The sequence below is a fragment of the Desulfovibrio ferrophilus genome, assembly GCF_003966735.1.
Taxonomy (GTDB): domain Bacteria; phylum Desulfobacterota; class Desulfovibrionia; order Desulfovibrionales; family Desulfovibrionaceae; genus Desulfovibrio_Q; species Desulfovibrio_Q ferrophilus.
Genome location: NZ_AP017378.1, coordinates 1,930,027 through 1,955,816, shown reverse-complemented (window position 1 = coordinate 1,955,816; position 25,790 = coordinate 1,930,027). Strand labels below are relative to the sequence as shown.

Sequence of the window (25,790 nt, the reverse complement as noted above, 5' to 3'; positions counted from 1 at the left end):
GAGCGGGGATGAGCGAACAAGATCAGAAAAGCCCCGCTGACCGACATATCCCTGTCCTGTTTGAAGAGGTCATGGAGTATCTCGAGCCCACCCCGGGCGGTCGTTATTTGGACGGCACGCTGGGTATGGGGGGGCACACCGAAGGCATTATGATGCGTTCGGACGGCAAGGCAGAAGTGTTGGGCCTGGATCGGGATCAGCAGGCCCTCGAGCTGGCGGCACAGAGACTGGAACGCTTCGGCGAGCGAGTCAGTTTTGCACAAAGCCGCTTCAGCGAATTCGAGGGACCGCTTCACGAACTGGGCTGGGACTCTCTGGATGGGGCATTGATCGATATCGGAGTGTCGTCTCTTCAATTGGACGATCCCGAGCGTGGATTCAGCTTCATTCAGGACGGTCCGCTGGACATGAGAATGGGTCATGCCGATGGGCAACCCCCTGCGAGTTCGATCGTCAATAAGGCGTCATTCGAGCAGTTGAAAATGATCATCGGTCGCTACGGCGAAGAACCCCAGGGCGGGCGTATTGCGCGGGCCATTATCGAGGCCCGATTCAAGAAGCCCATTGAAACAACCCTGGAACTGGCGGCCCTTGTAGAGAACGCCTATCCCGCGAAATTGCGGGCCACGGCGCGGAATCACCCGGCTACCCGGACGTTTCAGGCCCTGCGCATGGAAGTGAACAGGGAATTGGATGAACTTCAGGAATACCTCAACCGGATACTACCTTTCCTGAAGCCGGGAGCCAGATTGGCGGTCATTTCTTTCCACTCGCTGGAGGACAGGATCGTCAAGCGCATGTTCCAGAAGGAGGCAAAGGGCTGTCTTTGTCCCCGGGAAGTGCCGATCTGCCAGTGCGGTCATGTGCCGCAACTGAAGATACTGACAAAAAAGCCCGTGACTGCGGGTGAGAGTGAGCGTGAATCCAACCCCAGGGCGCGAAGCGCCAAGTTGAGGGTTGCCGAAAGGCTTGCTTCACCCACCCCGGAGGCATAATGGCCGGGGCGAAATGGGTCTGGGCGACGGCGGGGCTTCTGGCTCTCTCGCTGCTGCTGGGTTTGGGTTTGGTCTGGTGCAATATTGAGCGCATGGACCTGGCCTACGGCCTGAAAACGCAGCAGGTGGAGTTGGAGCGAGTCGAAGCTCTGATCGGCAAGCTTGAACTGGAGCGCAACAATTTGTTGTCGCCGCACAGGCTTCGGGCCAAGGCGACCGAGCTAGGGCTCGGGCCAGCCGGCCAGGGACGGCTGCGGCGAATCACCGACGGGGACAAGGATCCACAGGGTCCGCCTGAGGAGTAGACCATGGCTGCCAAGTACGCGCCACGACATGTCAGACGCCGGGATTGGGCCGGCATCAAGCTGACTGTCGTTGCGTTGCTCTTCGGGGCGACTTGGCTGGTGCTGTGGGGCAGGGCCTTTCAGGTCCAGGTGCTCATGGGCGACGAGCTGGCGCGGATGGCGAAGCGTCAGCATTTGGCATCCGAATTCATCAGTGGTGAGCGGGGGAGGATCTTTGACAGCCAGGGGCGGATGCTCGCGCAAAGCGTGCAGAGTCGCTCCATTTATGCGCGTCCCATGGATGTGAAGGATTCGGCCCGTGTCTCGAGAGAGTTGGGAAGGATTCTTGGCATTCCCCGAAGTCAGGTCGCAGGGAAACTCAAGTCCACACGACCTTTTGTCTGGCTTTCCAGACAGGTCAATGACCGCGAGGCGTCTCTGGTCGAGGCCCTTGAACTGCCAGGTATCGAACTGGTGGACGAGTACAAGAGGTTTTATCCCAACGGCCATCTGGCCGGTCAACTCCTCGGGTTCAATGGATACGACGGTCAGGGCCTGGAAGGCCTGGAGCGGTCACTACAGCTCCGCCTTGTGGGTAAGAAGGACAAGACCATTGTCCAGCGTGATGCCAGAGGCCGGAAGCTCTATCTGGATGGTTCCGAGGATAGCGATGATGTCCGAGGCGAAGACGTCCATCTGACCATCGATGCAGATATTCAGGCCGTGGCCGAACAGGCTCTGGAAAAGGCCGTTGTCCGCAACAAGGGTTCCAATGGCACCGGGTTGGTGATCGAGGTTGCCACCGGTGAGATCAAGGCCTGGGCGCAGTATCCCTTTTTTAATCCGAATATCTACGGTCAGTATCGTCCCTCGTCTTGGCGAAACCGCATCGCTCTGGATGCTCTTGAGCCTGGATCGACCCTGAAGCCATTCGTTATCGCGGCGGCGTTGCAGGAAAAAGCCGTGACTCGCGATTCCAGCTTTGACTGCGAGAATGGCAAATGGGAGATGCGCGGAGCGACCATTCGGGATACTCATGAGTACGGCATCCTGCCGGTACACAAGATTCTTCGTTACTCATCGAACATCGGCGCGGCCAAGATCGGGCTCGAGCTGGGAGCCTCCCGGCTGCATGGTTACTTGTCCAAACTTGGATTCGGGGCGCGTCCGGGATTGGATCTGCCCGGTGAGAGTAAAGGCATCCTGCGCGAACCAGGCGCCTGGCAGAAGGTGGATCTGGCCAACATTTCATTTGGTCAGGGGATGTCAGCGACTCCGTTGCAAGTGGCGCGCGGCTATCTGTGCTTGGCACGCAAGGGCGTCATGGTTCCGCTGAAGTTGCTCAAGGGGGAGCAGTCCCAGGAGCCAGAAAGAAAAGTTTTTGATGTCGACGTCGCCCGCGAAGTGCTGTCCATGATGCGGGATGTCGTTGAGGAAGATGGTACGGGCCGTGTGGCTCGCATTGATGGGATCGATGTCGGTGGCAAGACCGGTACGGCCCAGAAGGCCTCGGCCAAGGGCGGATACGGCGATAAGTATGTCGCTTCGTTCGTCGGCCTCATTCCGGCGGGGGAGCCGGAATATCTGGTCCTGGTCATGGTTGATGAACCGGAACCCAATCACTACGGAAGCGTGGTTGCGGCACCGGCGGTCAGGGAAATTGCCATACAGACGCTGGCTTTTCTGGGGAAGCTCCCGGAACCTGCGGCTGAGGCAGTCCTGGCAACGGCAGCAAGGAGTGGGAAGGATGGGACTGTTCGTAGATCAGCTCTTGGAATGCATGAGAAAGGCCGGATGCGCACTGCGCTTCGGCAGGCGGGTTCGACCGTACCAGATGTTGTGGGCCTGTCCCTCCGGCGGGCAGTTGAGATTCTCGCAACTGCCGGAACCGTTCCCGATTTCGAGGGAGAAGGCGTTGTCGTCCGACGTCAGGACCCCAAGCCGGGACGAGCATGGCCTGACGGGAGCAAACGTTGCGTTTTATGGCTCGGAAAACATCCGGGCCGGAGTTGATATGAAGTCGGAATATACCTGGGATGAATTGCTTGCCAAAGTGGCGGATGGACTGATGGTCCGTTCGGACTCGCGTGCTGTGCAGCCCGGTGAGGTTTTTGTTGCCATTCCCGGTGCATCGACGGATGCCACGGCCTATGTGCCCGATGCCGTGGCTCGTGGTGCCGCCTATGTGGTTGCCCGCAGCGGACAGCACATGCCCGCCGGAACCAAGGCCAAGCTGATCGTGCACGAAAATCCCCGCCGTGCCTTGGGCGAGTTGGCGGCTGCATATTTCAAGACCCGTGAAAAGGGCCTGACTGTCGTCGGTATCACTGGAACCAACGGCAAGACCACCATCAGCTACATGCTGGAGCATCTGTTGGCCCATGCCGGGCACAAGGTCGGCGTCATCGGTACGGTGAGCTACCGTTGGCCAGGGTTCACCCTCGAGGCTCCCCTGACCACTCCGGATTGCTGGCAGTTGCACGAGCTGGTTTCCAACATGGCTGGCAGCGGTGTGGATACTGTGGTCATGGAAGTGTCTTCCCACGCTCTGGATCAGGATCGTATCTGGGGACTGGATTACGATGTGGCCGTGCTGACCAACATTACCCAGGATCATCTGGATTATCACGGCAACATGGATAGTTATTTCCGGGCCAAGGCCAAACTGTTCGAGGAAATTTCCAAGCCCGGCAAGGTCGCCATTCTCAATGCCGACGATTCCTACGGGCGCATCCTGCTGCAGCGCTACAACCCCGCTATCGGTTACGGCTTGCGCTACCCCAATGTGGGCGAGGGCAAGGGACTGTCAGGTGAGATCAGGTCTATGAACTCCAATGGTCTGGTCTTGAAGATGAAGTTCGGTGACGACTCTTGGGAGTTGTCCTCTCCGCTTATCGGACGACACAACGCCTCCAATCTGCTGGCCGTGCAGGGCGTCGGTCTGGCTCTGGGCCTGAAACCCAAGAAGCTCAAGGCACTGGAAAAGTTCATGGGCGTTCCCGGGCGTCTCGAGCGTATCGAAAATAATCGTGGTCTGAACATCTTTGTGGACTATGCCCATACCCCCGATGCCTTGGATAATGTGCTCTCCGGTGTGCGAGAACTCGATTTCAAACGCCTGCTGTGTGTGTTCGGTTGCGGCGGCAACCGCGACAAGGCCAAGCGTCCGCTCATGGCAGAGGCCGTGTGCAGGCACTCGGATGTGGCCGTTCTGACCTCCGACAATCCGCGCCATGAGGTTCCGCTGGAGATCATGAATGATGTCCGGCCCGGGCTCGGAGGTTGCGCCGAGGTCATTGAGGATCCCGATCGCAGGCAGGCCATCGCCAAGGCCATTGCGGAGATGGGGCCCCGCGATGTGCTCATCGTGGCAGGCAAGGGACATGAAACCTATCAGGATATCGGCGGAGAGCGTTTTCCGTTCAACGATGCCGAAGTGATCCGGGAGTTGGCGTGTTGAATCTGACAGTGACGCAGGCTGCTATCGCCATGGGCGCGTTGGGCGACGTGGAGAACGGCCAGGACATTCAATTGTCGGGCGTGTGCACGGATAGTCGTGTGCTGCGACCTGGCGAGATCTTCTTTTGCCTGTCTGGCGAAAATTTCGATGGGCATGAGTTTGCCGGTCGGGCCATGGACGGAGGCGCAGCCGCCGTGGTTGTTTCGCGTCCTCTGCCCGAGTTGGCCGGGCGTGCTCCGGTGTTGATGGTGCGAGACGTGTTGCAGGCCTTGGGCGCCTTAGGTGCAGCATGGCGCATGGCCGCGCAATCCACTGTGGTGGGAGTGACCGGCTCGGCGGGCAAGACAACGGTCAAGGAAATGCTGGCCGGGATGCTCGAAGCCGTGGGCGAGACGGGTAAGAATTACAAGAATTTCAATAATCAGCTCGGTGTGCCTCAGTGCATGATGGGGCTGACCGGCGCCGAGGCCTTCTGGGTGTTGGAGCTTGGCATCAGCCAGGCTCATGACATGGATGAGCTTGGGGCCATGGTTCGGCCCGACGTGGTGGTGATCAACAATATAGGCCCCGCACATCTGGAAGGGCTGGGCAGTCTGGAAGGTGTGGCCAAGGCCAAGACCGACCTGTTGCGCTATCTGTCCGATGGCGGCGCGGCCTTTGTGTGCATGGACTACCCGCTGCTTTGGGACTGCGCCAAGGAAATCAAACCGGACGTGATCGGGTTCTCCGCCGCTGGCGCAGAGACTCCCTACAAGGGTGAGTACCTCGGCCCACTGGAGAATGGGAGTGGTCGGTTCCGCCTGACTCTCCGAGATGATGTGTTGGAATTCGAGGCCCCGTTCATGGGCACCTATTTCGCGGAGAACATGATCGCTGCTGCGGCTGTAGCGCATTCGATGGGGAGTGACATCGCTGCCATCAAGGCGGGGATTCTGGCCGCCAGCGTGCCTGAACACCGCTTTCAGATTTGCGAGGCCGGGCCGTGGACCGTCATAGATGATGCTTACAATGCCAATCCCCTGTCCATGCGCAGATCCATGGACAATGCAACCGAACTGGCAGGCCAGCGGCCTCTTGTTCTGGTCCTGGGCGAAATGAAGGAGCTTGGCGACGGCGCAGCCGACCTGCATCGCGAACTGGGGTTGGCTGCAGCCAAGACAGGCGCCAGGGCGCTGCTCTGGTTCGGCGGTCACGCTGATGCCGTGCGCCAGGGATTGGGCAACGGTGATTGGCCCGGGATCTTCATGCAGACCGATGAACCCCGGAATCTTAAATCAAATCTCGCGGAGTTGGATCTTGACGGCGGCGTTGTGCTGGTCAAGGGATCCCGCTCCTGCAAAATGGAACGTTACGTGCGCGAATTGGCGGGTAACCAAGGGGACTGCGGCAAATGATTTATAATCTGCTGTATCCACTCTTTAGTGATGTCGGTATCTTCAACGTCTTTCGCTACATCACTTTCCGGTCGGTGTGGGCACTGCTGACCGCATTGTTGATTACCATTGTCGTCGGTCCTGCATTCATCCGCTTGTTGAAGCGCATCAAGTTCGGTCAGGAAATCCATGAGGACGTCTCCGCACACATGCACAAGGCGGGGACACCAACCATGGGCGGTCTGCTCATGGGCTTTGGTGTTCTGGTTGCTGTCTTCATGTGGGCCGATCTGACCAACGTGTATATCTGGTTGGCCTTGCTGGTCTTTGTGGGGTTCGGAGCCATCGGGTTCATGGACGACTGGCTGAAGGTGGTCAAGAAGCACAACAAGGGCCTGTCCGCCAAGGCCAAGTTCGGTTTGCAGATTCTTGTGGCCGGTGCGGCCATGTATCTGCTTATCCAGCAGCCGGCCTACGACACACATTTGGCATTCCCCTTCTTCAAGGGACTGCGGCCTGACCTGGGCTGGTTCTATCTGCCCTTTGCCGTACTGGTTGTGGTGGGATCGTCCAATGGCGTGAATCTGACCGACGGATTGGATGGGTTGGCCATCGGACCCTCCATCGTGGCCGCAGGCTGCTTTGCCATCTTTGTCTACGTCACCGGGCACGTTGCCATCGCCAAGTATCTGCAGATTACCTATGTGGCGGGCATGGGTGAGGTGACCGTGTTCTGCGGGGCACTCGTTGGCGCGGGGCTCGGGTTCCTCTGGTACAACGCCTATCCGGCCCAGGTGTTCATGGGAGATGTGGGTTCGTTGTCCATCGGCAGCAGCCTCGGATTCGTGGCCGTGCTGTGCAAGAACGAGCTGATGCTGGTCATCGTGGGCGGACTGTTCGTGGTGGAGACTCTCTCGGTCATTCTGCAGGTTGGATATTTCAAGTTCACTGGCGGCAAACGTATCTTCCGCATGGCTCCATTGCATCATCATTTTGAACTCAAGGGCATTCCTGAATCCAAGATCATTACACGGTTCTGGATTCTGTCCATCCTGCTCGGGATGATGGCCCTGTCCACATTGAAGTTGAGGTAGAGAGATGTTCGGCAGGAAAGCAGGCAATTTGAAGAATGTGACGGCAGCGGTGGTCGGGGCAGGGCGCTCCGGTCGTGCGGCCGCATTGCTGCTGGCTGACCTTGGGGCCAGGGTTCGCCTGCTGGAACGCAGTGAAGACGGGCTGGACAAGACTTATGTGCACGATGCCCAGTCAGCGGGAGTGGAATTGCGACTTGGTGCTCACAAGACCGAGGACTTTGCCGGTCTGCAACTGATCGTCATGTCGCCGGGCATTCCGGTGCGGACCGTCAAGGCGCTCCTGCCCGTGGGCGAAAATCCGGAAATCATCTCCGAACTGGAGCTTGCCTCGCGCTACGCCGGAGGCCACATTCTGGCCGTGACCGGGACCAATGGAAAAACCACGGTCACAGGGCTGGCTGCCCATGTCCTGCAAAATGCAGGGCTCAACGTGTTCCTGGGAGGCAATATCGGTGTCCCCCTGTCCGAGCATGTGCTTTCCGGGCGTGAAGTTGATGTCCTTGCCCTGGAAGTTTCCAGTTTTCAGGCTCAGGCCTGCACCAGCTTTCATCCCGAAGTCGGAGTGCTGTTGAATTTCAGTCCTGACCATCAGGACTACCACGCCGACATGGAAGAATACCTCCGTGCCAAGCTGAATATGTTTGCTTTCATGACCACCGATGATCTGGCCGTACTGCCCGTGGAGATGCGGGATACGCTGGAAGAATACCACTTCACCAAGGCGCGGATAAAATGGTTTGAATCCACGGATCGTTTTGAATGTGAACGCCTGCCCGGTACGCATAATCAGGCTAACATGGAGGCCGTGTTCCAGGCCACCAAACGCTTCGGTTCCACCGAGCGCTGCATGCGGGAAGCTCTGGAGAGTTTTGAGCCGTATCCGCACCGTCTGGAGCGGATAGGCACCAAGGCGGGGGTGTTGTTCGTGGATGATTCCAAGGCAACCACCGTGGAAGCTTTGCGCGCTGCCCTGGAAACATTCGAGAGCCCGGTGCTGCTGCTGGCTGGGGGCGTGTACAAAGGGGGCGATTTGGAAGCCCTCGTACCATTGTTACGGCGCAAGGCCAGGGCTGTGTGCCTGTTTGGTGACAGCCGCGAAGTCTTTGAGAAGGCCTGGGCCGGGCATGTGTCCCTGGCTTGGGAAGCCACGTTGGACAATGCCATGCGCAGGCTCATGACCTGGGCTGAAGAGGGTGACGTGATGTTGCTTTCGCCGGCGACGGCCAGTTTTGACCAGTATGTCAACTACAAGGAGCGCGGGAAGCACTTCCAGCGCGTTTTCGAGGAGCTGGATTCATGAGAGCGGCCGTGGTCGAAGCCGGGGCATTGCCCCGTCACGCTATCACTTGGCGCGTAGACTGGGTGCTTGTGGTCTGCACCCTGGCGCTTATCGGTGCCGGGCTGGTGATGGTCATGAGCGCTAGTGGCATCATGGCTGACCGTTCCTTCGGCGATAAATATCTGTTCTTCAGGCGCCAGGCCGTCTTCGCTCTGACCGGGCTGATTGTGATGGGGCTGGCTGCCTTTGCTAAGCGTGAGATTTACTACCGCCTGACGTATCCGATTCTGTTCGGGGTGATTGGGCTGCTTGTGGTCACTTTGGTCACGCCCTTGGGCTTTGAGGCAGGTGGGGCCAAGCGCTGGTTGCGTCTGGGATCGTTCTCCATGCAGCCTCTGGAAGCCGCCAAGGTCGCTCTGGTGTTCTACCTGGCTTATTTCTTCAGCCATAAGCAGGACCAGGTGAAGACCTTCAGTGTGGGCTTTCTGCCGCCGGTCATGGTCACCGGTTCATTGTGTCTTCTGCTGCTGTTGCAACCGGATTTCGGTGGGGCAGTGTTTTTGTGCCTGCTCCTGTTCCTGGTCAGCCTCGTGGGTGGCACAAGCCTGGTTTATCTTGGGTCTTCAGTGATTCTGGGATTGGGCTGTGGCTGGTTGCTCATCTCCCAGTCGGCGTATCGCATCAAGCGTTGGACAGCATTTCTGGACCCCTTCGGCAATGCCCAGGACACCGGATACCAGCTGGTCCAGTCACTGTTCGCCTTTGGTTCAGGGGGCTGGTTCGGTGCGGGGCTGGGTGCGGGCAAGCAGAAGCTGCTGTTCCTGCCCGAGGCACACAATGATTTTATTCTGGCCGTGGTTGGTGAGGAATTGGGCTATATCGGCGTGTCCCTGATTTTTACGCTGCTGGGTCTGTTGCTGTGGCGGGGATTCAAGGTTTCTCTGGACCAGGACAATGCACAGGATCGTTTCATCGGCTACGGCATGACGCTGATTTTGGCCATCGGTGCCGTGCTGAACATGGCCGTGGTGCTGGGCATGGCTCCACCCAAGGGTGTGCCGATGCCTTTCTTGTCCTATGGCGGATCAAGCCTGATCGTGTCCTGCTTCTGTATCGGCGTGTTGCTGAACCTCTCCCGGAGGCGTGCCTGATGCAGCGTATCGTGCTGACCACCGGCGGAACTGGTGGGCATATTTTCCCGGCCCTGGCTGTGGCCGAGGAAATCAAGCGCCGCCACCCGGATTGCGATGTGTTGTTCGTGGGTGGCAAGCACGGGCGTGAGCGGGAATTTGCGGAGCGTGCCGGGCTGCGTTTTTTGGGTTTGCCCGTACGTGGGGTCATTGGTCGTGGATTCAGGGCCGTTGGCGCGGTGTTTGGTTTGGGCTTGGCTGTATTGCGCTCCTGGTGGTTGATGCTTCGTTTCAAGCCACAGGTTGTGTTGGGCTTTGGTGGCTATGCGGGCTTTGCTCCTGTGCTGGCTGCCTGCTTGCGCGGTGTTCCGTGTGCCGTGCATGAGCAGAACAGCTATCCCGGCAGTACCAACCGCTTGCTGGGCAAGTGGGTGAACCGGGTCTTCACGAGCTTCCCGGATGCACATGGATTTTTTGATGCGGCCAAGGTGGAGATGATGGGCAATCCGGTGCGCACAGCATTGGTCAAACAGGGTGCAGAGCTTGCCCCCCAGAGTGCGCAGGGCAATTGTAAGCGCTTGCTCATCGTGGGTGGCAGTCAGGGCGCCCATGCCATCAACAAAGCCGTTACCGGTTCTTTACAGAGTTTGAGGGACAAGGGTTTTGAACTCTGGCACCAGACTGGTGAACAGGATCTGAATGAGGTCCGCGCTGCGTATGCACAGATTGGCTGGAAGGACGAGAGCGCGCGGATTGATGCCTTTATCGACAATATGGCCGAGGCCTATGCCTGGGCCGATGCGGTGCTCTGCCGGGCTGGTGCAACAACCGTGGCCGAGCTGACCGTGGTGGGCAAGGCCAGCGTGCTGATTCCGTTTCCGCAGGCCACACATAATCATCAGCTAGCCAATGCCCAATATCTGGAGCGTGGCGGTGCCGCAGTGATTCTGATGCAGAATCTGCTGGATGAAATAGACCTTGCGGATTCGTTATACAAAATTTTCGAAGCTCCAGAACGGCTCTCGCAGATGTGCGAAGCGGCACGTTCCCTGGGGCGACCGGACGCTGCAAAGCGACTGGTGGACGCCATCGAGGAGATGGCCGGGAACTGATCTCCCGAAACATGAACCGACAGGTAATACAATGAGAAACAAGATCAAAAAAATACACATGGTGGGCATCGGTGGTTCGGGTATGAACGGCATCGCAGAGGTGCTGTTGAACCTGGGCTACGACGTGGCCGGTTCCGACCTCGCCAGCTCCAGCGTCACCGAACGGCTTGTCGAATTGGGTGCCACGGTCCACAAGGGCCACCTGGCCGAGAACCTTGGTGCGGCCGATGTGCTGGTCAAGTCCACAGCCGTAGGCGAGGACAATCCCGAGGTTGCCCAGGCCCGCAAGATGGGTATCCCGGTCATCCCGCGTGCTGAAATGCTGGCCGAACTGATGCGCCTGCGCACGGGGATTGCTGTGGCGGGAACTCACGGCAAGACGACGACCACATCATTTCTGGCTTCCATCTTCACCGCCGCCAAGCTTGACCCCACGGTCATCATTGGCGGCAGGTTGAACACCTTTGGAACCAACGCCCTGCTGGGTGAGGGTGAATACCTCATTGCCGAGGCCGATGAGTCTGATGGCTCGTTTCTGTGCCTGATGCCCATCATCACCGTGGTCACCAATGTGGACATGGATCATATGGATTTCTACCCGAATCTGGATGCCATCGAGAACTCCTTTGTTGAGTTTATGAATTCCGTCCCGTTCCATGGGTTGAATGTGGTCTGCCTGGATGATCCCGGGGTACGAAAGATTCTGCCTCGCATCAACCGCCCGGTGATGACCTATGGCCTGGATGACGAGAACGCCAGGATCAAGGGCGTGCTCACCGAGTGTGAGGCTGAAAGCTGTTTCGATGTGTATCTGGACGGTGAGTTCTGGGCCGAGGCGCGCCTCAACCAGCCCGGACGACACAATGTTCTGAATGCTCTGGGCGCCATCGGTATCGCTCTGGAGGCCGGCCTGCCCAAGGAAGCAATCCTTGAAGGGTTGGCCGAATTCGGAGGAGTGGGCAGGCGTTTTGAGCGTAAAGGCGAACGGGGTGGCGTGACGGTTGTGGACGATTACGGTCATCACCCCACAGAAGTTGCTGCGACCCTGAATACCGCTCGTCAATGTTATCCGAGCAAGCGTTTGGTTGTTGCTTTTCAGCCTCATCGCTTTACACGGACCCAAGCTCTGTTTGGTGATTTCTGCAAGGCTTTCAGCGAGGCTGACCTGCTTCTGTTGACTGAGATATATCCGGCCAGCGAAGCGCCTATTCCCGGCGTCAGTGGACAGAGTCTGGCTCAGGGTATCCGACAGGTCTCCGAGACCCCGGTGCTGTTCTTTGATGATTTTGACGCCATGTCTGCGGCGTTGCCCGAGGTCCTGCGCGAGAATGATCTGTTGATCACCCTCGGTGCAGGCAATATCTGGCAGGTCGGCACGGGCTGGCTGAAGGGAAACTAAGAGGAAGATCATGGGACTGAAAGTGTTGCCCGGACCGCTCATGAGTGAGCGAACCACCCTGAAACTCGGCGGACCCGCCCTGGCTGAAGTGCACATCGGCCATGAACGGGATCTGGACGAGTTGCCCGCCGTGCTGGAAAAGGCCGGAGGCCGTCCCATGGTGTTGGGATGGGGGAGCAACATTTTGGCGTCGGACGACACGCTGCCCATTGTTCTGTTGCGGGTTCCCGAGGGCGGAGGCCCTAGAATCGTTCATGAGACCGGGGAAAGAGTCACGGTGCAGGCCGACGCGGGAATGCGTCTGCCCAGGCTTCTCACCTGGTGTGCCAAGCAGGGCCTTTCTGGTCTTGAGGGTTTGGTCGGCATTCCTGGCAGCGTGGGTGGCGCTGTCGCCATGAACGCAGGCTCCTTTGGCTGCGAGATGGCCGAGGTGTTGTCCCGGGTCCTTCTGTTCAGTCCTTGCTGCGGACTGCGTTGGGTTGGCCGCGAGGATGTGCGCATGGACTACCGCTTTTTCGCACCGCGCACCTACGACGATTACTTCATCGTTATGGGTGTGGAGTTGGATGTGATCCGTGCCGAGAAGCCTCTGGTCGATGAGGTCATGGCTCGGCATATGACGACGAAAAAGGCCTCGCAGCCCATCAGCGCGGCCAGTGCTGGCTGTGTGTTCAAGAATCCCGAAGGCGATGCTGCCGGTCGATTGCTGGAACAGGCAGGGTTCAGAGGAAAGGGCCTTGGCGGGATGATTTTTTCGGAGATCCACGCGAATTTTCTGGTGAATGCAGGAGGCGGTACCTCTGAGCAGGCCTTCGAACTGATCGCCAGCGCCAGGGACGAGGTTACCCGAAGGTTCGGTGTCGGGCTGGAACTCGAAGTCAAGGTGGTGTCATGACCATGGCGGCGACCATGCGCACAGGTGGGCTCCTGCCTCGCTCCAAGGGGGGCAACAGTTATCACGGCCGTGCGGCTGGTGGTGGCGGTAGGCTGCGCCCCGGAAAAGCGCTGGTCTGGATGTTTGCCCTTGTGGTGGGACTGGGCTTTGTAGCTCTGCTCAGTCTGGGCCTCCTGGTGAGTTTTCGATGGTTGACCACCAGTGCGTATTTTTCGTTGTCCGAGATTGAGGTCACGGGCAACCGCCATCTGAGTACCGAAGAATTGGTGACTCTGACCGGAACGGAACTCGGCGTGAACACTCTTGATATGCGAATCGAGGATATCGAGGGGCGCCTGGTCGCGAATCCTTGGACCGAGCAGGTGGCGGTACGGCGGGTGTTGCCGGGTAAGTTGTCCATCGCCGTGACCGAAAGGATTCCGGCTTACTGGATGCGCACTGGAAAAGGACTGTTCTATGCCGAGGCCGATGGATCGGTCATTGATGCCGTAGCCTCCGACCGCTTCGTTTCACTTCCGCAATTGGAAGTGGGGCAGGGCGGTGACGCCAGCCTGGACCGGCTCGTTAATCTAATGGCGGATTTCAACGAGGCGGGATTGCCCATCAAGGCAGGGCAGGCTGCATGGGTCAGGCTTCATGCCGATAGGCTGGAATTATATTTTGAGGAACGGGACTTGTGGCTGTCGGTCTCGGAGAAGGAATGGAAGCGGAATATGGAGCGTTTAACCCTGGTCTGGGGAGACCTTGAGCGGCGTGGGGAAGCTGCTGGCACCAGGGAAATACGGATTTTCGGCGGCAAGGTCTGGGTACGGACCTGATCGCGAATTGCACTGATCAAGGAGTCGAGTCATGGCCAAATCGGAATTGATCGTCGGCCTGGACATTGGGACGACAAAAATCTGCTCTGTTGTGGGCGAACTGACCCCCGAGGGCGTTGATGTCGTGGGCATCGGCACCAGCCCGTCCACGGGCCTGAGAAAGGGTGTGGTGGTCAACATCGAGCAGACCGTGCAGTCCATCAAGAAGGCCTTGGAAGAGGCTGAGTTGATGGCCGGGTGCGACATCCGTTCGGTCTATGCCGGAATTGCCGGTAGTCACATCAAGGGATTCAATAGTCATGGCGTTATCGCGGTCAAGGGTGGCGAAGTCGCCCCACGCGATGTCGAGCGTGTTATCGACGCAGCCAAGGCCGTGGCGATTCCTCTGGATCGTGAGGTCATTCACATCCTGCCTCAGGAATACATCGTGGACGACCAGCGAGGTATCCATGATCCCCTCGGGATGGCTGGTGTGCGTCTGGAGGTGAAGGTGCACATTGTGACCGGCGCCGTGACCAGTGCCCAGAATATTGTGCGTTCATGCCATCGCTCCGGGCTGGATGTCTCGGATATCGTGCTTGAGGCCCTGGCCTCCTCCAAGGCCGTACTGACCCCCGAGGAACGGGAGATTGGTGTGGCTTTGGTGGATCTGGGCGGCGGGACTTCGGATCTGGCAATTTTCTCAGACGACTCCATTAAGCATACTTCGGTGCTGGCCCTGGGCGGCACCAATCTGACCAACGACATCGCCTTTGGCCTGCGCACTCCCATGGCCGCAGCCGAGCAGATCAAGGAACGTTACGGCTGTGCCCTGGCTGAGATGGTGTCTCCCGAGGAAACCATTGAAGTGCCCAGTGTGGGCGACCGTGAGCCACGGCGTCTTTCCAGACAGGTATTGGCCGAGATCTGCGAACCGCGGGTTGAGGAAATCCTGGTGCTCATCGATCAGGAACTGTCCCGCTCCGGATTCAAGAACAAGATTGCCGCAGGCGTTGTGCTTACTGGCGGAACCGCGCTTATCGAGGGACTTCAGGAACTGGGAGAACAGATTTTCAACCTGCCCTGCCGCATTGGCTATCCGCGCGAAGTGGGAGGTTTGAAGGATGTTGTCAACAGCCCCATGTTCGCCACAGCCACGGGGCTGCTGATGTACGGGGCCGAAAAGGAAGGCGGAGAGCTCAATTTCCGCATTCGTGACGACAAAAAAGTGTTTAACCGCATCCTTGGCAAGATGCGGAAATGGTTTGTTGACATCAAGTAAAGCATTGAAACGGGGAAAACGCTGTGCCGGGGGGTACGGCCAACCATGGAGGAGGATACACATGGATTACCTCGAGCTTGAAAATGACAGTTGCGCAAAAATCAAGGTGTTCGGCGCTGGCGGCGGCGGCGGAAACGCCGTGAACAACATGATCTGCTCTGCATTGCGCGGAGTTGAGTTCATCGTTGCAAACACGGATGTGCAGGCGCTCAACAAGAGCAAGGCAGAGCACAAGCTTCAGCTTGGCGAAAAGCTGACCAAGGGCCTTGGTGCAGGCGCAAACCCGGAGATCGGCCGTGATGCCGCTCTGGAGAGCATGGATCTGATCCGCGAACAGGTCGATGGTGCGGACATGGTGTTCGTGACCGCCGGTATGGGTGGCGGAACGGGTACGGGTGCTGCTCCGGTCATCGCCCAGTGCGCCAAGGAAGCTGGCGCACTCACCGTGGGTGTTGTGACCAAACCCTTTTACTTTGAAGGCAAACGCCGCTTGCAGGCTGCCGAGGATGGCATCAAGGCCCTGTCCGACAGTGTGGACAGTCTGATTTCCATCCCCAACGACAGGCTGCTGTCTCTGGCATCCAAGAAGGCAACCTTCCTGGAAATGCTCAAGAAAGCCGATGAAGTGCTGTACTTCGCGGTCAAGGGCATTTCCGATTTGATCATGGTTCCCGGTCTGATCAACCTGGACTTCGCGGACGTCAAGGCCGTGATGAGCGAGATGGGTCTGGCCATGATGGGTACCGGTATCGCACGGGGCGAGACCCGCGCCCGCGAGGCCGCCATGAAGGCCATCACCAGTCCGCTTCTGGAAGATGTATCCATCGATGGTGCCAAGGGTGTGCTGCTCAACGTGACCTGCGGACCCGACCTGACCATTGATGAGGTTTCCGAAGCCGCCAGTACCATCTCTGAGGCAGCCGACGAAGATGCCCGTATCTATTTCGGTACGGTCTTCGATCAGGATGCCGGAGATGAAATGCGTATTACCGTCATCGCCACGGGTATCGAGAGCAATGCCATGCACATGGCCCCTCCTGTGGACGACAAGATGGCTAAATTGCTGCAGTTGCAGGGTGGACGCGCAGGCAAGATGGCCCAGCCCGTTCCCCGGTCTTCCATTGCTCCGGAGATCTCTGGAGGATCGGTCCGTGAGGAACGCATCCAGCGAGGGTTGAACGCTGCCCGGGGTGACAAGGATTTGGAAATTCCGGCCTTCCTGCGTGCCAAGGGCACCAGGGCACAGGGCGCTGTTCAGGCTCAGCCCGAACCCGTCCGCGCAGTTAAGGCTCAGTCCTTTTCTGCCCCCACGCATCAGATCCGCGAGGCACAGCCTCAGACCATGAGCGTGCAGCAGACCGGGACCTCAAGCCCCGGCACCGAAGACTTTGTCTTCGATGAAGAGGAATTCGAGATTCCGTCCTTCATCAGGATGCAGGCTGACTAACAAATTCGGGTAGTATCCTCCCCCGAAGAAGCAAGGGGCCGGGCGCGATGGATTTCGCCGCCCGTTGCCTCGGCCCCTGCTTCTCCCCTTTGCAGGGATGGGAGAGGAGTGTTATCCGCTGACACGGGAGCAACATGGGACTATTTACACGATCGAGCCGAAATATGTTCAGGGACCGTAAAGCCGAGCGTAGGCGCAGCCTGTGCGCGAAGCTGGCTTGTGCCGCTATCGTTGTCGCGGGTATCGCGTTCTTTGTCGTCATGGTGCACAACCCTTCCGAACGTCATGTTGAAATGACAGAGGCTGACGGTGCCTCGGTCATTGCTACCGAGTCCATCAGCACTCCCGAGGTGCAAGTCGTTTCTGCTGTCGAGCCGGAACCAATGCTCGATGTGGTCAAACTGAAAATCAAGCGCGGGCAGACGGCTGCTGCACTGTTGTCTGAATTTCTGTCTCCTGGCGAAATCCACGAGTTGAATAACCGCAGCAAAAACGTGTATCCGCTGTCGCGAATGAAGGCCGGACGTCCGTACCGTATTGTGTCCCGATTGGGTGAACTTGAGCGTTTCGAATACGAAATTTCCGGGGAAGAAATGCTGGTGGTCGCCCGTGGTGGTGCGGGCTATGATATTTTGAAGGAGCCCATCGTCTATGACACCGAGACGCGAGTGGTCCGTGGTCGGATCGATTCCTCGTTGTTCGGTGCCGTGTCCGATTGCGGCGAGAGCCCGGCCTTGGCAGTGCGCCTGTCCGAGATTTTTGCCTGGGACATCGACTTCATCCGGGACATCCGCACGGGTGACATGTTCAGTGCCGTGGTGGAAAAGCGGTTCCGTGATGGCAAGTTTTCTGGTTACGGTACCATCGAGGCTGCTGAATTCGTGAACCAGGGTGAGTCTTTCAAGGGCTTTCTGTTTGCGGACAAGCACGGCATCAAAAGCTATTACGATGAGAATGGTCGTTCCCTGCGCAAGGCCTTCCTGAAAGCTCCTCTTAATTTTTCGCGGATTTCATCGGGCTTCAACCTGCGTCGGTTGCACCCCGTTCTGAAGATTCGTCGCCCTCATCCGGGCATTGACTATGCCGCCCCCATGGGCACTCCGGTCAAGACCGTGGGTGACGGCCTGATCATCAAGAAGGGCTGGGACAAGGGCGGCGGTCGATATCTGAAGATTCGCCATAACAGTGTGTACGAGACCACCTACATGCATCTGAAGGGCTTCGCCAAGGGCATGAAACAAGGTGTTCGGGTCAAGCAGGGGCAGGTCATCGCTTATGTGGGGTCCTCGGGCATGTCCACAGGGCCACACCTGGACTTCCGCATGAAAAAGAGCGGCAGCTTCGTCAATCCCAGGCGCATCAAATCTCCGTCCTGCGCTCCCATTGCTGAAAAACAGATGGCGGAGTTCGAGACTCTGATCGGCCCGCTGCTGGCCAAACTGGAAAGTGCCGGAGTCATGCATGCAGATGCCGCTGCCGCTACAGATGCTGCTGCGAATGCGGCAACTGCTGCCGATGCTGCAAATACATCCGTGAACCAATAGAATTTCCGGACGCGCTCTCCTGCCCGTCCGGTCTATCCCCATGAACCGTCGCCTTCTCCCCAGAGGCGGCGGTTTCCCTTTTGAAGGGTTTGGAGTTACAAAGCGCCCATGAGCGATAATCCGCATATCTATTATGGGCGTGATCGTCCGGCCCTCAAGGAATGGGGCGGGCGACTGCCTGTGGCCCTTGTTTTTGCCCAACCGTCCAAGGTGGCTTTGTCCACCCTTGGTTGGCAGGTTGTGTGGAAGCTGCTCAATGATTGCCCCGAAATTGCGGTGGAGCGTTTTTTCTGGGAGGGGGGCGACGAGCCGCCTGTTGCCTATGATTCGGGACGGGAATTATCCGAGTTTCCGGTGATCGCCTTTTCCTTGAATTTCGAGGAGGAGATCAAAGGCCTTGTGGAGGTTCTGGGTCGGGCAGGTGTCCCAGCACGCAGGGATGACCGGAACGGGTGGCCCCTTGTGCTGGCTGGAGGACCCTTGGCATTCTTGAACCCTGCCCCCGTAGCTCCGGCGATCGATCTGTTCTGGGTGGGGGAGGCCGAGGCCGGGTTTGATACCCTGCTGGTCGATTTGGCCAGTCACGTCCTGGACGGGGGCGAACCAGGTGACTTCGTGGCTGCTGTCGCGCAACGAGTGGGAGTATACGCTCCAGGTCTCACGAGTGGAACTGTGCGCCGGGCGCTTCCCGAAAATGCCAACCGGACGCTGCCCGAACCCGGGCATTCGTGCTTTGTCAGCCCTGAATCGGAATTTCGCGACATGTTTCTGTTGGAGGTCAACAGAGGCTGTCCCTATGGCTGTCGGTTTTGTGCCGCCGGCTATATCTATCGTCCGCCGCGCCATGCTGACATGGCGACCTTGCAGGCCAAGGTGGAGGCAGCCAACCCGCTCAAGGTCGGCCTTGTGGGCACAGCGCTTACGGATTGGCCGGAGCTGTTGCCATTTCTGAAATGGCTCCACGAACGGGGCACCAAATTTTCGTTGGCATCACTGCGGGCCGATGGATTGAGCGAGGAGTTGTTGGAGTTCCTGCGTCGTACGGGTACCCGAAGTCTGACCCTGGCGTTGGAAGGGGCCAGCCGCCGTCTGCGCACTGCCGTGAACAAGCGCTTGGATGAAGAGGCCTTTCTGGATGCCGTGCGCCGTGCCAGCCGATTGCAGTTCAACCATCTGAAGATGTATCTCATTGCAGGCTGGCCCGGAGAAGGCCCGGCCGATTATGAGGAATTGGGCGAATTCCTGAAGCTTGTGGCCGAGGCCATCGATGAAGGGCGCGGAGGCAAGAAGAAGGGAATTGACCATGTGACGGTGAGTGCCAGTTGCCTGGTGCCTAAGCCTTGGACGCCATTTCAGTGGGCTCCCATGGCTACGGAAAAGCAACTCTCCAGCGCCATGCAGCAGATTCGTGCGGTCGTGAAGCCCCTGAAGGGGTTTCGGGCCATGGTCGAAAAACCATCTTCAGCGCGCTTGCAGGCCCTGTTGGCCCGTGGGGGCGAGGAGATATTTGATTTGGCCGAAGCGGCTGCCCGGCCTGGAATGAGTTGGAAAAAGGCCCTCAAGCAGTGGGACGTCGATCCGGCGCAGATTCTGGACCGTGAACGCGATGAGAATGAAGTCTTTCCCTGGGAGTGTCTGGAAATGGGCGTGGACAGAAAGTTCCTGTGGCGCGAATGGCAGCGTTATAAAAAGGAACAGGCCTCGCGGCACTGTGGTGATGCACCGTGCGAGGCCTGTAATCTCTGTGGTATGGGGAAGTGGCTTCAGCCAGCCAAGTAAAATTAGTCGTCGTTGCCCACTGTTGAACCGCAGCCACCTGTGCCGCAGCCACCCGCCATGGGGCACACGTTTTTTCGGCCAGTGGGATTGTATCCCCTGATGGGGGCAACACCTCGGTCGATGGGACTGGCATATTCCGTGCGGATGGCAGCCTTGGACATCACTTTTCGTGTCTGTTCCTGGCATTTTGGGCAGGGCGGGCAAGGGGCATCGGGGCTAGCCAGGTCTTCAAAGACATATCCGCATTTTTCGCATTCATATTCGTACATCGGCATGGAAAGAGGCTCCTTCATCGGGAAAGTCGGTTCTGTGCCGTGGTTCGGCCTTCGTTGCGGATAGTAATCTCCAGGGCCGCGAAGTCAAGGACCACGGACCTTGCGATGATTGTGAACAGCGAAATCCTTTGACACCCCAGACGGATTAACCGATCATCAAAGGCTGGGTACAAGACCGTTTAGACTCCTCGATTCGATACACCATGCCAGACAATCCACAGACTTCCACGCCGCCACTTGGTGAAAACGATTTTTTTGCCATCAGCCCGAAACTCATCCGGCCTTGGGGCAAGGGGCGATTCACCCTGTTTTTGAAACAGGGCGGGTCCTATGTTCTGTACACCCGCAAGGGTGAAGCCTTTACCGCTTCACACCGCGAGAAGCTCGACGGGCTCGGAATTAATCAGGTCTACGTCCAGAGTGGTGAACGGGCGGGCTATACCCGCTACCTCATCGACAATCTGAAGGATATCCTCGACGACGAGGGGATTTCTTTGGAGCAGCGGAGCCAGGCCTGGCACCAGGCCTCCGTGGCACTGACCAGGAAGTTGTTCGAGGAGCGCCTGCCCAAGGGGTTTTCCAAACGTCGATTCAAGGAGATCGTGGAACTCCTTCGCTCCAGCGTGGATTTCTTCGCGGTCAAGGGGGCACTCAAGCATCTGGCCAGCCTCGTGGCCCCCGGTTACAAGCTGTATAACCACAGCCTGGGCGTGACGGTGCTCACAGCGTTCGTTTTGGGGACATACGAGCACGCGGACAAGGCCCTGATTACCAAATGCTGTGCCGGGGCCATGTTGCATGACCTGGGCAAATCACTGCTGGACGATACTGTGCTGGACGCTGATCCTTCTCAATTGACCAACGGATTGCTGGCTGCGTTCAGGGCACATCCCTCGGCAGGAGTCGGACTGTGTTCTTCGGTTCCTCTGGAACAGGAAACACTGAATTGCATTCTGTTTCATCATGAACATTGCGATGGCTCGGGTTTCCCCTCCGGACTTGGTGGCGAAGCGCTGCCGTACTATGTTCGGGTCCTGGCCGTGTGCAACGAATACGATGGTCTGACTCGTGCTTCCGGGTGGCGTTCTGCGCTTTCGCCTTATGAAGCCCTGTATCGCATCAAGTCTCACAAGGAAGCCTTTGATCTGGACGCCCTGAAGCGCCTGATCCTGGTGCTGTCCAACGCCGAAATCAAGATCTCCAACTAGTCTTGAAGGGCTCTCCTGTAGCCCTCCGGAATGGTTTGGTGTACCTTGCCGACTCTTATGAACACTCCGACAGCAAGTGAGGCTGTGATGATTCTGCTCGATAAGCCGTATGTCTCCGAATATCTGAAAGGACGCATCGCCATGCACAATATTCCGGTGCTGGATACTCCAGAGGCCCGTGCCGCCTTGGGAGCAAGTCCGAATCTGATGCCTGCTGAACGGTTTTCCGCAATGGCACGTGAGGCCGAGGCTCCGCGCCTGTATGCCAATTCCGAGAATGCCATTGGCTGGATCGCTAGGCATCTTGCAGATACGGGGCTGCCGGACCGCATTGACCGCTTCAAGAACAAGGTGCGCTTCCGCCAACTGCTTCAGCCCATGTACCCGGATTACGGATTTGCCGCCGTGGCCTTCGATGAGCTGGACGAAGTGGACCCATCGTTCTATGGCAAACCGTTCATCATCAAGCCTGCTGTAGGTTTTTTCAGCCTTGGTGTGCACAAGGTTGAGAGTGACGAGCAATGGCCACAGACCGTCGCTGCCATCCGGGACGAGGTGGACAGCATCCGCTCCCAGTATCCGGAGCAGGTGCTGGCCGTGGACACCTTCATCATCGAAGAGAATATTCCCGGTGATGAATATGCGGTGGATGTCTACTGGGACGAGGCAGGCCAGCCCGTTATCCTGAATATTCTGTACCACATGTTCCCGGATGAGAATCATCTCAATGATCGGGTCTACGTGACCTCGCCGGATATAGTGCGAGAGCATCTGGCCGGATTCACGGAGTTGATGGACAGCATCGGACGTTTGGCCGGGCTGAAGAATTTCCCTTCACATATCGAGTTGCGCTTGGATGCGGATGGCCGGGTCGGACTCATTGAAGCCAACCCCATGCGTTTTGCGGGCTGGTGCGTGGCTGATTTGACTTGGCACGCCTGGGGTATTGATCCCTATAGCATGTATCTGTGTGGTGAACGCCCGGATTGGGATGCCTTGATTGCCCAGCGGGAAGGGACCGTGACCAGTGTTGTCATTGCGGATATTTCATCGGACGTTGCCACTAGCGATATTGCAGCGGTGGATTACGATGCCTTCACGCGGCATTTCACCGAACCGCTGGAACTCAGACGCATTGACTGGACGGAATACCCCGTTTTTGCCTTCATGTTTGCACGCCACACCAAGGATAACTTGTCTGAACTGGATAGTATCCTGCGTTCGGATCTCAAGGAATATCTGCGGATGAAGTAGGCGCTTGCTCAGGGCCGATTCAGTCGTTCAGCACCGCAGCCACCTTGGCCAACAACGTCGCTTTGTCCAAGGGCTTGGGCACGATCTCATTGGCGCCGGCCTCGAAGACGGCTTCGATGGTTTGCGGAGTCAGGTCCGAAGTGATCATGACGATCGGAGTGTTTGCGAGGCGGGCGTCCTGCTTGATGCTCTTGCAGGCTGCAAGGCCGCCCATACCGGGCATGATGACATCCAGAAAGATCAACTCGATTTCTTGGCTCTCCGCATCTTGTGAATCGCCGCCCAGTATCTCCAACGCCTGTTCTCCAGACTCGGCATGCAGAATGGGGCCGTAGCCCTGCGTCTGCAGGAAGAATTCGATCAGGGAGCGAATGCTCTTGGTGTCATCAACAATGAGGATGCTCATCCTGAATCTCCGTTGCGTCAAATCATGATGCCGATGCGGTTGATCCTGTTCTAGTCGGTATATCGGATTGCCACGGTGTCGAGGTGTTGTTCCAGACGATCGATCTGGTCCATGATCAGTGTTGCATCATCCGCCTTTGCAGCGGCTTCCAGCGAGCGCCCATACTCGGTAATCACATTGAATCCGTATCCCCCGCCAGCACCTCTGAGGCTGTGACCGGTAACACGAATGCTTTCCAGATCGCCTTGCTGTGAAGCCTTGCGCATGGAGACGATGTGAGTACGCACCTCAGTAAGAAATTCTTCCACCAGCGGGCGCATGGCCCGATCCACTGTGACCGCGGAATTCATGTCCGGTTCGGGCGTGCTCGGGACATTGCCGTTATTCCCGCAAGTCAAGTTTTCCAGCGCCTGCAGGAAGGTGTGTTTCTTGATGGGCTTGGTCAGGTGGCCAGAGCAACCTGCCGAGGCACTTTTCTGGACATGCTCATCAAAGGCATGAGCCGTCAGGGCGATGATGGGAATGGCGGCTTGGCCCGTCTCCAGTTCGTGCTTTCGGATCAGGCGGGTGGCTGTGTAGCCGTCCATGATGGGCATTTCCATATCCATCAGGACCACGTCAAATTGCCCCGCCTTGAATAATTCGACGGCCTGTTTTCCATTTTCAGCCATGATCAGGGTGTGGAGGCTGCCCTGCAGATAGAATTGGATAAGCTTGCGGTTGTAGGCCTGGTCTTCGGCCAGAAGTAAAGAGAGTCCGGTGGTGGCTTGGGGAAGACTGGGGACGTTCTGTTTTTTCTGCTGCTGAGCAGGAGACTCAGCCAATGCTCGCATGAGCTTGCCATGCGTAAACGGTTTGACAAGAGCGACTTCCGTGCTGGCGAGGGCATCCCCCCCATGCAGCAATCCGCTCTGGGGGGAGGTCAGAACCAGGATGCGGCCATCGCTTGCGCATAGGCCTGCAAGAGGATGCAAGCTGTTCTCAGCTTGTATGCCATCGGTCGTCAGAATCAGATCATAACCAAGGGCTTCGCTATTATGCTCAAAGATAGTCAAGGCGGTGCGTTGATCCGGGAATGCATGAACCTCTGCTCCCAGAGATTCAAAGTCCATGCTCAGGGCTTGGCGACAAACTCTGTTGGGCTCCACGAGCAGAACTCGAGCATCTCTGAGGAAGGACAGCGGCTGGTGTCTCTGCACCTGGATGGGGACGCCGAATCGGGCTGTGAATTGGAAGAGTGAGCCTCCCTCGGGATTGTCCTCCAGCCAGATACGCCCGTTCATGAGGTGTACGATACGGCTGCAGATTGCCAGACCAAGCCCGGTGCCGCCAAAGAGGCGAGTTGTGGAAGAATCGGCCTGGGTGAAGCTTTCGAAGATGATTTCTTTTTTGTCTTCCGGGATGCCGATGCCTGTGTCCAGCACGCTGAACAGGATTTCACCTTTGTTGGGCCCGCCGGAATGCGTTGCGGAAACCGTGATTTCCCCGTGCTCGGTGAATTTGATGGCATTGGAAATGAGATTCGACAGGATCTGGTGCAGGCGGGTAGGGTCACCCTCTATCATTTGCGCAATTTTTGGGTCCACCCTGCACAGGAGTTCGACCCCCCTGTCAAAGGCGCTGGGCGCCATGATGTCGCAGGCGTTTTCGATGACATCTTCGATACTGAACGGGATATGCTCCAGGGTGACCTGTCCGGCTTCGATCTTTGAGAAATCGAGGATATCATTGATGATGGATAGCAACGTCTCGCCACTATTGCGGAAGATATTGACGTACTGGTTTTGTTCCGGGGTCAGTTCGGTTTCGGCAAGGACGTCCGAGATGCCGATGATAGCATTCAGAGGCGTGCGGATTTCATGGCTCATGCTGGCCAGAAAATCGCTTTTGGCTTTGTTGGCGATCTCTGCCGTTTGTCTGGATTTCTGAACTTCCTCCAGAACACGGTTCAGTTCCCTGGTCCGTTCCCGTACTTTTTCTTCCAGTGTTCTGTTGTATTCGCCAAGCTGCAATCCCGCTTCCCGCAGGCTCTTGGTCAGGCGCTCGGACTGCTTGCGTGAGCGCAAAAGCTTTTCGATCATCGAATTGAATGCTTCTTCAAGGACCTTCAATTCGTTGCGACCTTTGGTGCCTGCATCCACGGTGAGATTGTCGAGCTTGTCCAGGTCGATTTCACGTGCGGCAGCCGTCAGTTTGGCCAGGGGGCGTGAAAGCATTGCCCGGCTCATCCACAGGAAGATGACCCATAGGGCAAATGTTTTGAGGACCGAGTTGATCAGGATCAGCATCAGGCTGTGCCAGACCTTGCCAAGGATGACGCTCCGGCTGGAGTGCAGGGTGAGTGTCCCCATGGGGATGGTGGAGGAACCAGGCTCGTAATACATGATTGTATCCGAGTATGTGAGCAGGGCGGTGTCCTCGGGAGTGGAAAGCGGCGAGATTTCCCCTGCGGTGAAGTTTCCCTGATATTCGGTTTCGATCAGGATTCCGACGACAATGGGGCTTTCCATGACGCCGTCGAGAATGGAGCGGATCTGTGCGTCGTCGACATTGTAAATGGCTGTGCCAAGTCCCTGGTTCAGTGTCTTGACCAGAGCTCGGAGCTCGTGACCGACGTTGGTCTTGGTGTTGTCGAATTCCGAGTACATGTGCATGGCGGTGAGTGCCGCCGTGACGATGACATAGATTGCAAAGACCAGCATCAGCAGCCGTGTTCCAATGGAATCGGCAAGCGAGACAGTGTGCTTGGTGCTGGTCATGATATCAGTCCTGGCAGA

General features: G+C 57.7%; 21 protein-coding genes. 18 read left to right on the top strand and 3 right to left on the bottom strand.

Annotated features, from left to right (window positions below):
* Window positions 1–8 precede the first annotated feature (8 nt).
* The 16 genes from rsmH (at window position 9) to EL361_RS09040 (ending at window position 19,870) form a co-directional block, all read left to right on the top strand.
* Entirely contained in the window at window positions 9–995 is a 987-nt protein-coding gene (rsmH, locus tag EL361_RS09115) for a 16S rRNA (cytosine(1402)-N(4))-methyltransferase RsmH (protein ID WP_126378738.1), read from the top strand.
* Complete coding sequence (locus EL361_RS09110) at window positions 995–1,300, top strand: hypothetical protein (RefSeq protein WP_126378736.1); 306 nt, start codon at window positions 995–997, stop codon at window positions 1,298–1,300. The genes rsmH and EL361_RS09110 overlap by 1 nt, the downstream gene beginning before the upstream one ends.
* Before the next feature lie 3 nt (window positions 1,301–1,303).
* The gene (locus EL361_RS09105) at window positions 1,304–3,292 is read left to right on the top strand and encodes a penicillin-binding transpeptidase domain-containing protein (protein WP_126378734.1); all 1,989 of its coding nucleotides are present in this window, start codon (window positions 1,304–1,306) and stop codon (window positions 3,290–3,292) included.
* Window position 3,293: 1 nt separating this feature from the next.
* Window positions 3,294–4,739, top strand: a complete 1,446-nt coding sequence (locus EL361_RS09100) for a UDP-N-acetylmuramoyl-L-alanyl-D-glutamate--2,6-diaminopimelate ligase (RefSeq protein ID WP_126378732.1) — start codon at window positions 3,294–3,296, stop codon at window positions 4,737–4,739.
* Window positions 4,733–6,133 (top strand): UDP-N-acetylmuramoyl-tripeptide--D-alanyl-D-alanine ligase, encoded by a 1,401-nt coding sequence (locus tag EL361_RS09095; protein WP_232034747.1) that lies wholly within the window; start codon window positions 4,733–4,735, stop codon window positions 6,131–6,133. Before EL361_RS09100 ends, EL361_RS09095 begins: the two co-directional genes overlap by 7 nt.
* On the top strand, window positions 6,130–7,206 hold the full coding sequence (mraY, locus tag EL361_RS09090; protein WP_126378730.1) for a phospho-N-acetylmuramoyl-pentapeptide-transferase: 1,077 nt from the start codon (window positions 6,130–6,132) through the stop codon (window positions 7,204–7,206). Before EL361_RS09095 ends, mraY begins: the two co-directional genes overlap by 4 nt.
* Before the next feature lie 4 nt (window positions 7,207–7,210).
* Window positions 7,211–8,506: a UDP-N-acetylmuramoyl-L-alanine--D-glutamate ligase gene (gene murD / locus EL361_RS09085; RefSeq protein ID WP_126378728.1), complete on the top strand. Its 1,296-nt coding sequence runs from the start codon at window positions 7,211–7,213 to the stop codon at window positions 8,504–8,506.
* Window positions 8,503–9,636 (top strand): putative lipid II flippase FtsW, encoded by a 1,134-nt coding sequence (ftsW, locus tag EL361_RS09080; protein WP_126378727.1) that lies wholly within the window; start codon window positions 8,503–8,505, stop codon window positions 9,634–9,636. The genes murD and ftsW overlap by 4 nt, the downstream gene beginning before the upstream one ends.
* A complete protein-coding gene (murG, locus tag EL361_RS09075; protein WP_126378725.1) occupies window positions 9,636–10,727 on the top strand; it encodes an undecaprenyldiphospho-muramoylpentapeptide beta-N-acetylglucosaminyltransferase in 1,092 nt (363 codons plus the stop codon). The genes ftsW and murG overlap by 1 nt, the downstream gene beginning before the upstream one ends.
* Window positions 10,728–10,758: 31 nt before the next feature.
* The gene (gene murC, locus EL361_RS09070; protein ID WP_126378723.1) at window positions 10,759–12,126 is read left to right on the top strand and encodes a UDP-N-acetylmuramate--L-alanine ligase; all 1,368 of its coding nucleotides are present in this window, start codon (window positions 10,759–10,761) and stop codon (window positions 12,124–12,126) included.
* 10 nt (window positions 12,127–12,136) lie between these two features.
* Window positions 12,137–13,021: a UDP-N-acetylmuramate dehydrogenase gene (gene murB, locus EL361_RS09065; RefSeq protein ID WP_126378721.1), complete on the top strand. Its 885-nt coding sequence runs from the start codon at window positions 12,137–12,139 to the stop codon at window positions 13,019–13,021.
* Window positions 13,018–13,839, top strand: coding sequence for a cell division protein FtsQ/DivIB (locus EL361_RS09060; protein ID WP_126378719.1), 822 nt, complete (start codon window positions 13,018–13,020; stop codon window positions 13,837–13,839). Before murB ends, EL361_RS09060 begins: the two co-directional genes overlap by 4 nt.
* Window positions 13,840–13,870: 31 nt before the next feature.
* Window positions 13,871–15,100 (top strand): cell division protein FtsA, encoded by a 1,230-nt coding sequence (ftsA, locus tag EL361_RS09055; RefSeq protein ID WP_126378717.1) that lies wholly within the window; start codon window positions 13,871–13,873, stop codon window positions 15,098–15,100.
* A gap of 61 nt (window positions 15,101–15,161) precedes the next feature.
* Window positions 15,162–16,547 carry a cell division protein FtsZ gene (gene ftsZ / locus EL361_RS09050; protein WP_126378715.1) on the top strand — a complete coding sequence of 462 codons (1,386 nt, stop codon included), beginning with the start codon at window positions 15,162–15,164 and terminating at the stop codon, window positions 16,545–16,547.
* 164 nt (window positions 16,548–16,711) lie between these two features.
* Window positions 16,712–18,091, top strand: coding sequence for a M23 family metallopeptidase (locus EL361_RS09045; protein ID WP_172961691.1), 1,380 nt, complete (start codon window positions 16,712–16,714; stop codon window positions 18,089–18,091).
* Between the two features lie 108 nt (window positions 18,092–18,199).
* Window positions 18,200–19,870, top strand: a complete 1,671-nt coding sequence (locus EL361_RS09040; RefSeq protein ID WP_126378711.1) for a radical SAM protein — start codon at window positions 18,200–18,202, stop codon at window positions 19,868–19,870.
* A gap of 2 nt (window positions 19,871–19,872) precedes the next feature.
* On the opposite strand, the gene EL361_RS09035 is transcribed toward EL361_RS09040, so the two are convergent.
* Window positions 19,873–20,145, bottom strand: a complete 273-nt coding sequence (locus EL361_RS09035) for an FmdB family zinc ribbon protein (protein ID WP_172961690.1) — start codon at window positions 20,143–20,145, stop codon at window positions 19,873–19,875.
* 203 nt (window positions 20,146–20,348) lie between these two features.
* On the opposite strand from EL361_RS09035, the gene EL361_RS09030 reads away from it, so the two are divergent.
* Window positions 20,349–21,353 (top strand): HD-GYP domain-containing protein, encoded by a 1,005-nt coding sequence (locus EL361_RS09030; protein WP_126378707.1) that lies wholly within the window; start codon window positions 20,349–20,351, stop codon window positions 21,351–21,353.
* Between the two features lie 87 nt (window positions 21,354–21,440).
* Window positions 21,441–22,607 carry an ATP-grasp domain-containing protein gene (locus EL361_RS09025; protein ID WP_172961689.1) on the top strand — a complete coding sequence of 389 codons (1,167 nt, stop codon included), beginning with the start codon at window positions 21,441–21,443 and terminating at the stop codon, window positions 22,605–22,607.
* 19 nt (window positions 22,608–22,626) lie between these two features.
* Here EL361_RS09025 and EL361_RS09020 read toward each other — a convergent pair whose 3' ends face one another.
* Window positions 22,627–23,013 carry a response regulator gene (locus EL361_RS09020; RefSeq protein WP_126378703.1) on the bottom strand — a complete coding sequence of 129 codons (387 nt, stop codon included), beginning with the start codon at window positions 23,011–23,013 and terminating at the stop codon, window positions 22,627–22,629.
* A gap of 50 nt (window positions 23,014–23,063) precedes the next feature.
* Complete coding sequence (locus EL361_RS09015; RefSeq protein WP_172961688.1) at window positions 23,064–25,772, bottom strand: ATP-binding protein; 2,709 nt, start codon at window positions 25,770–25,772, stop codon at window positions 23,064–23,066.
* Between the last annotated feature and the right edge of the window lie 18 nt (window positions 25,773–25,790).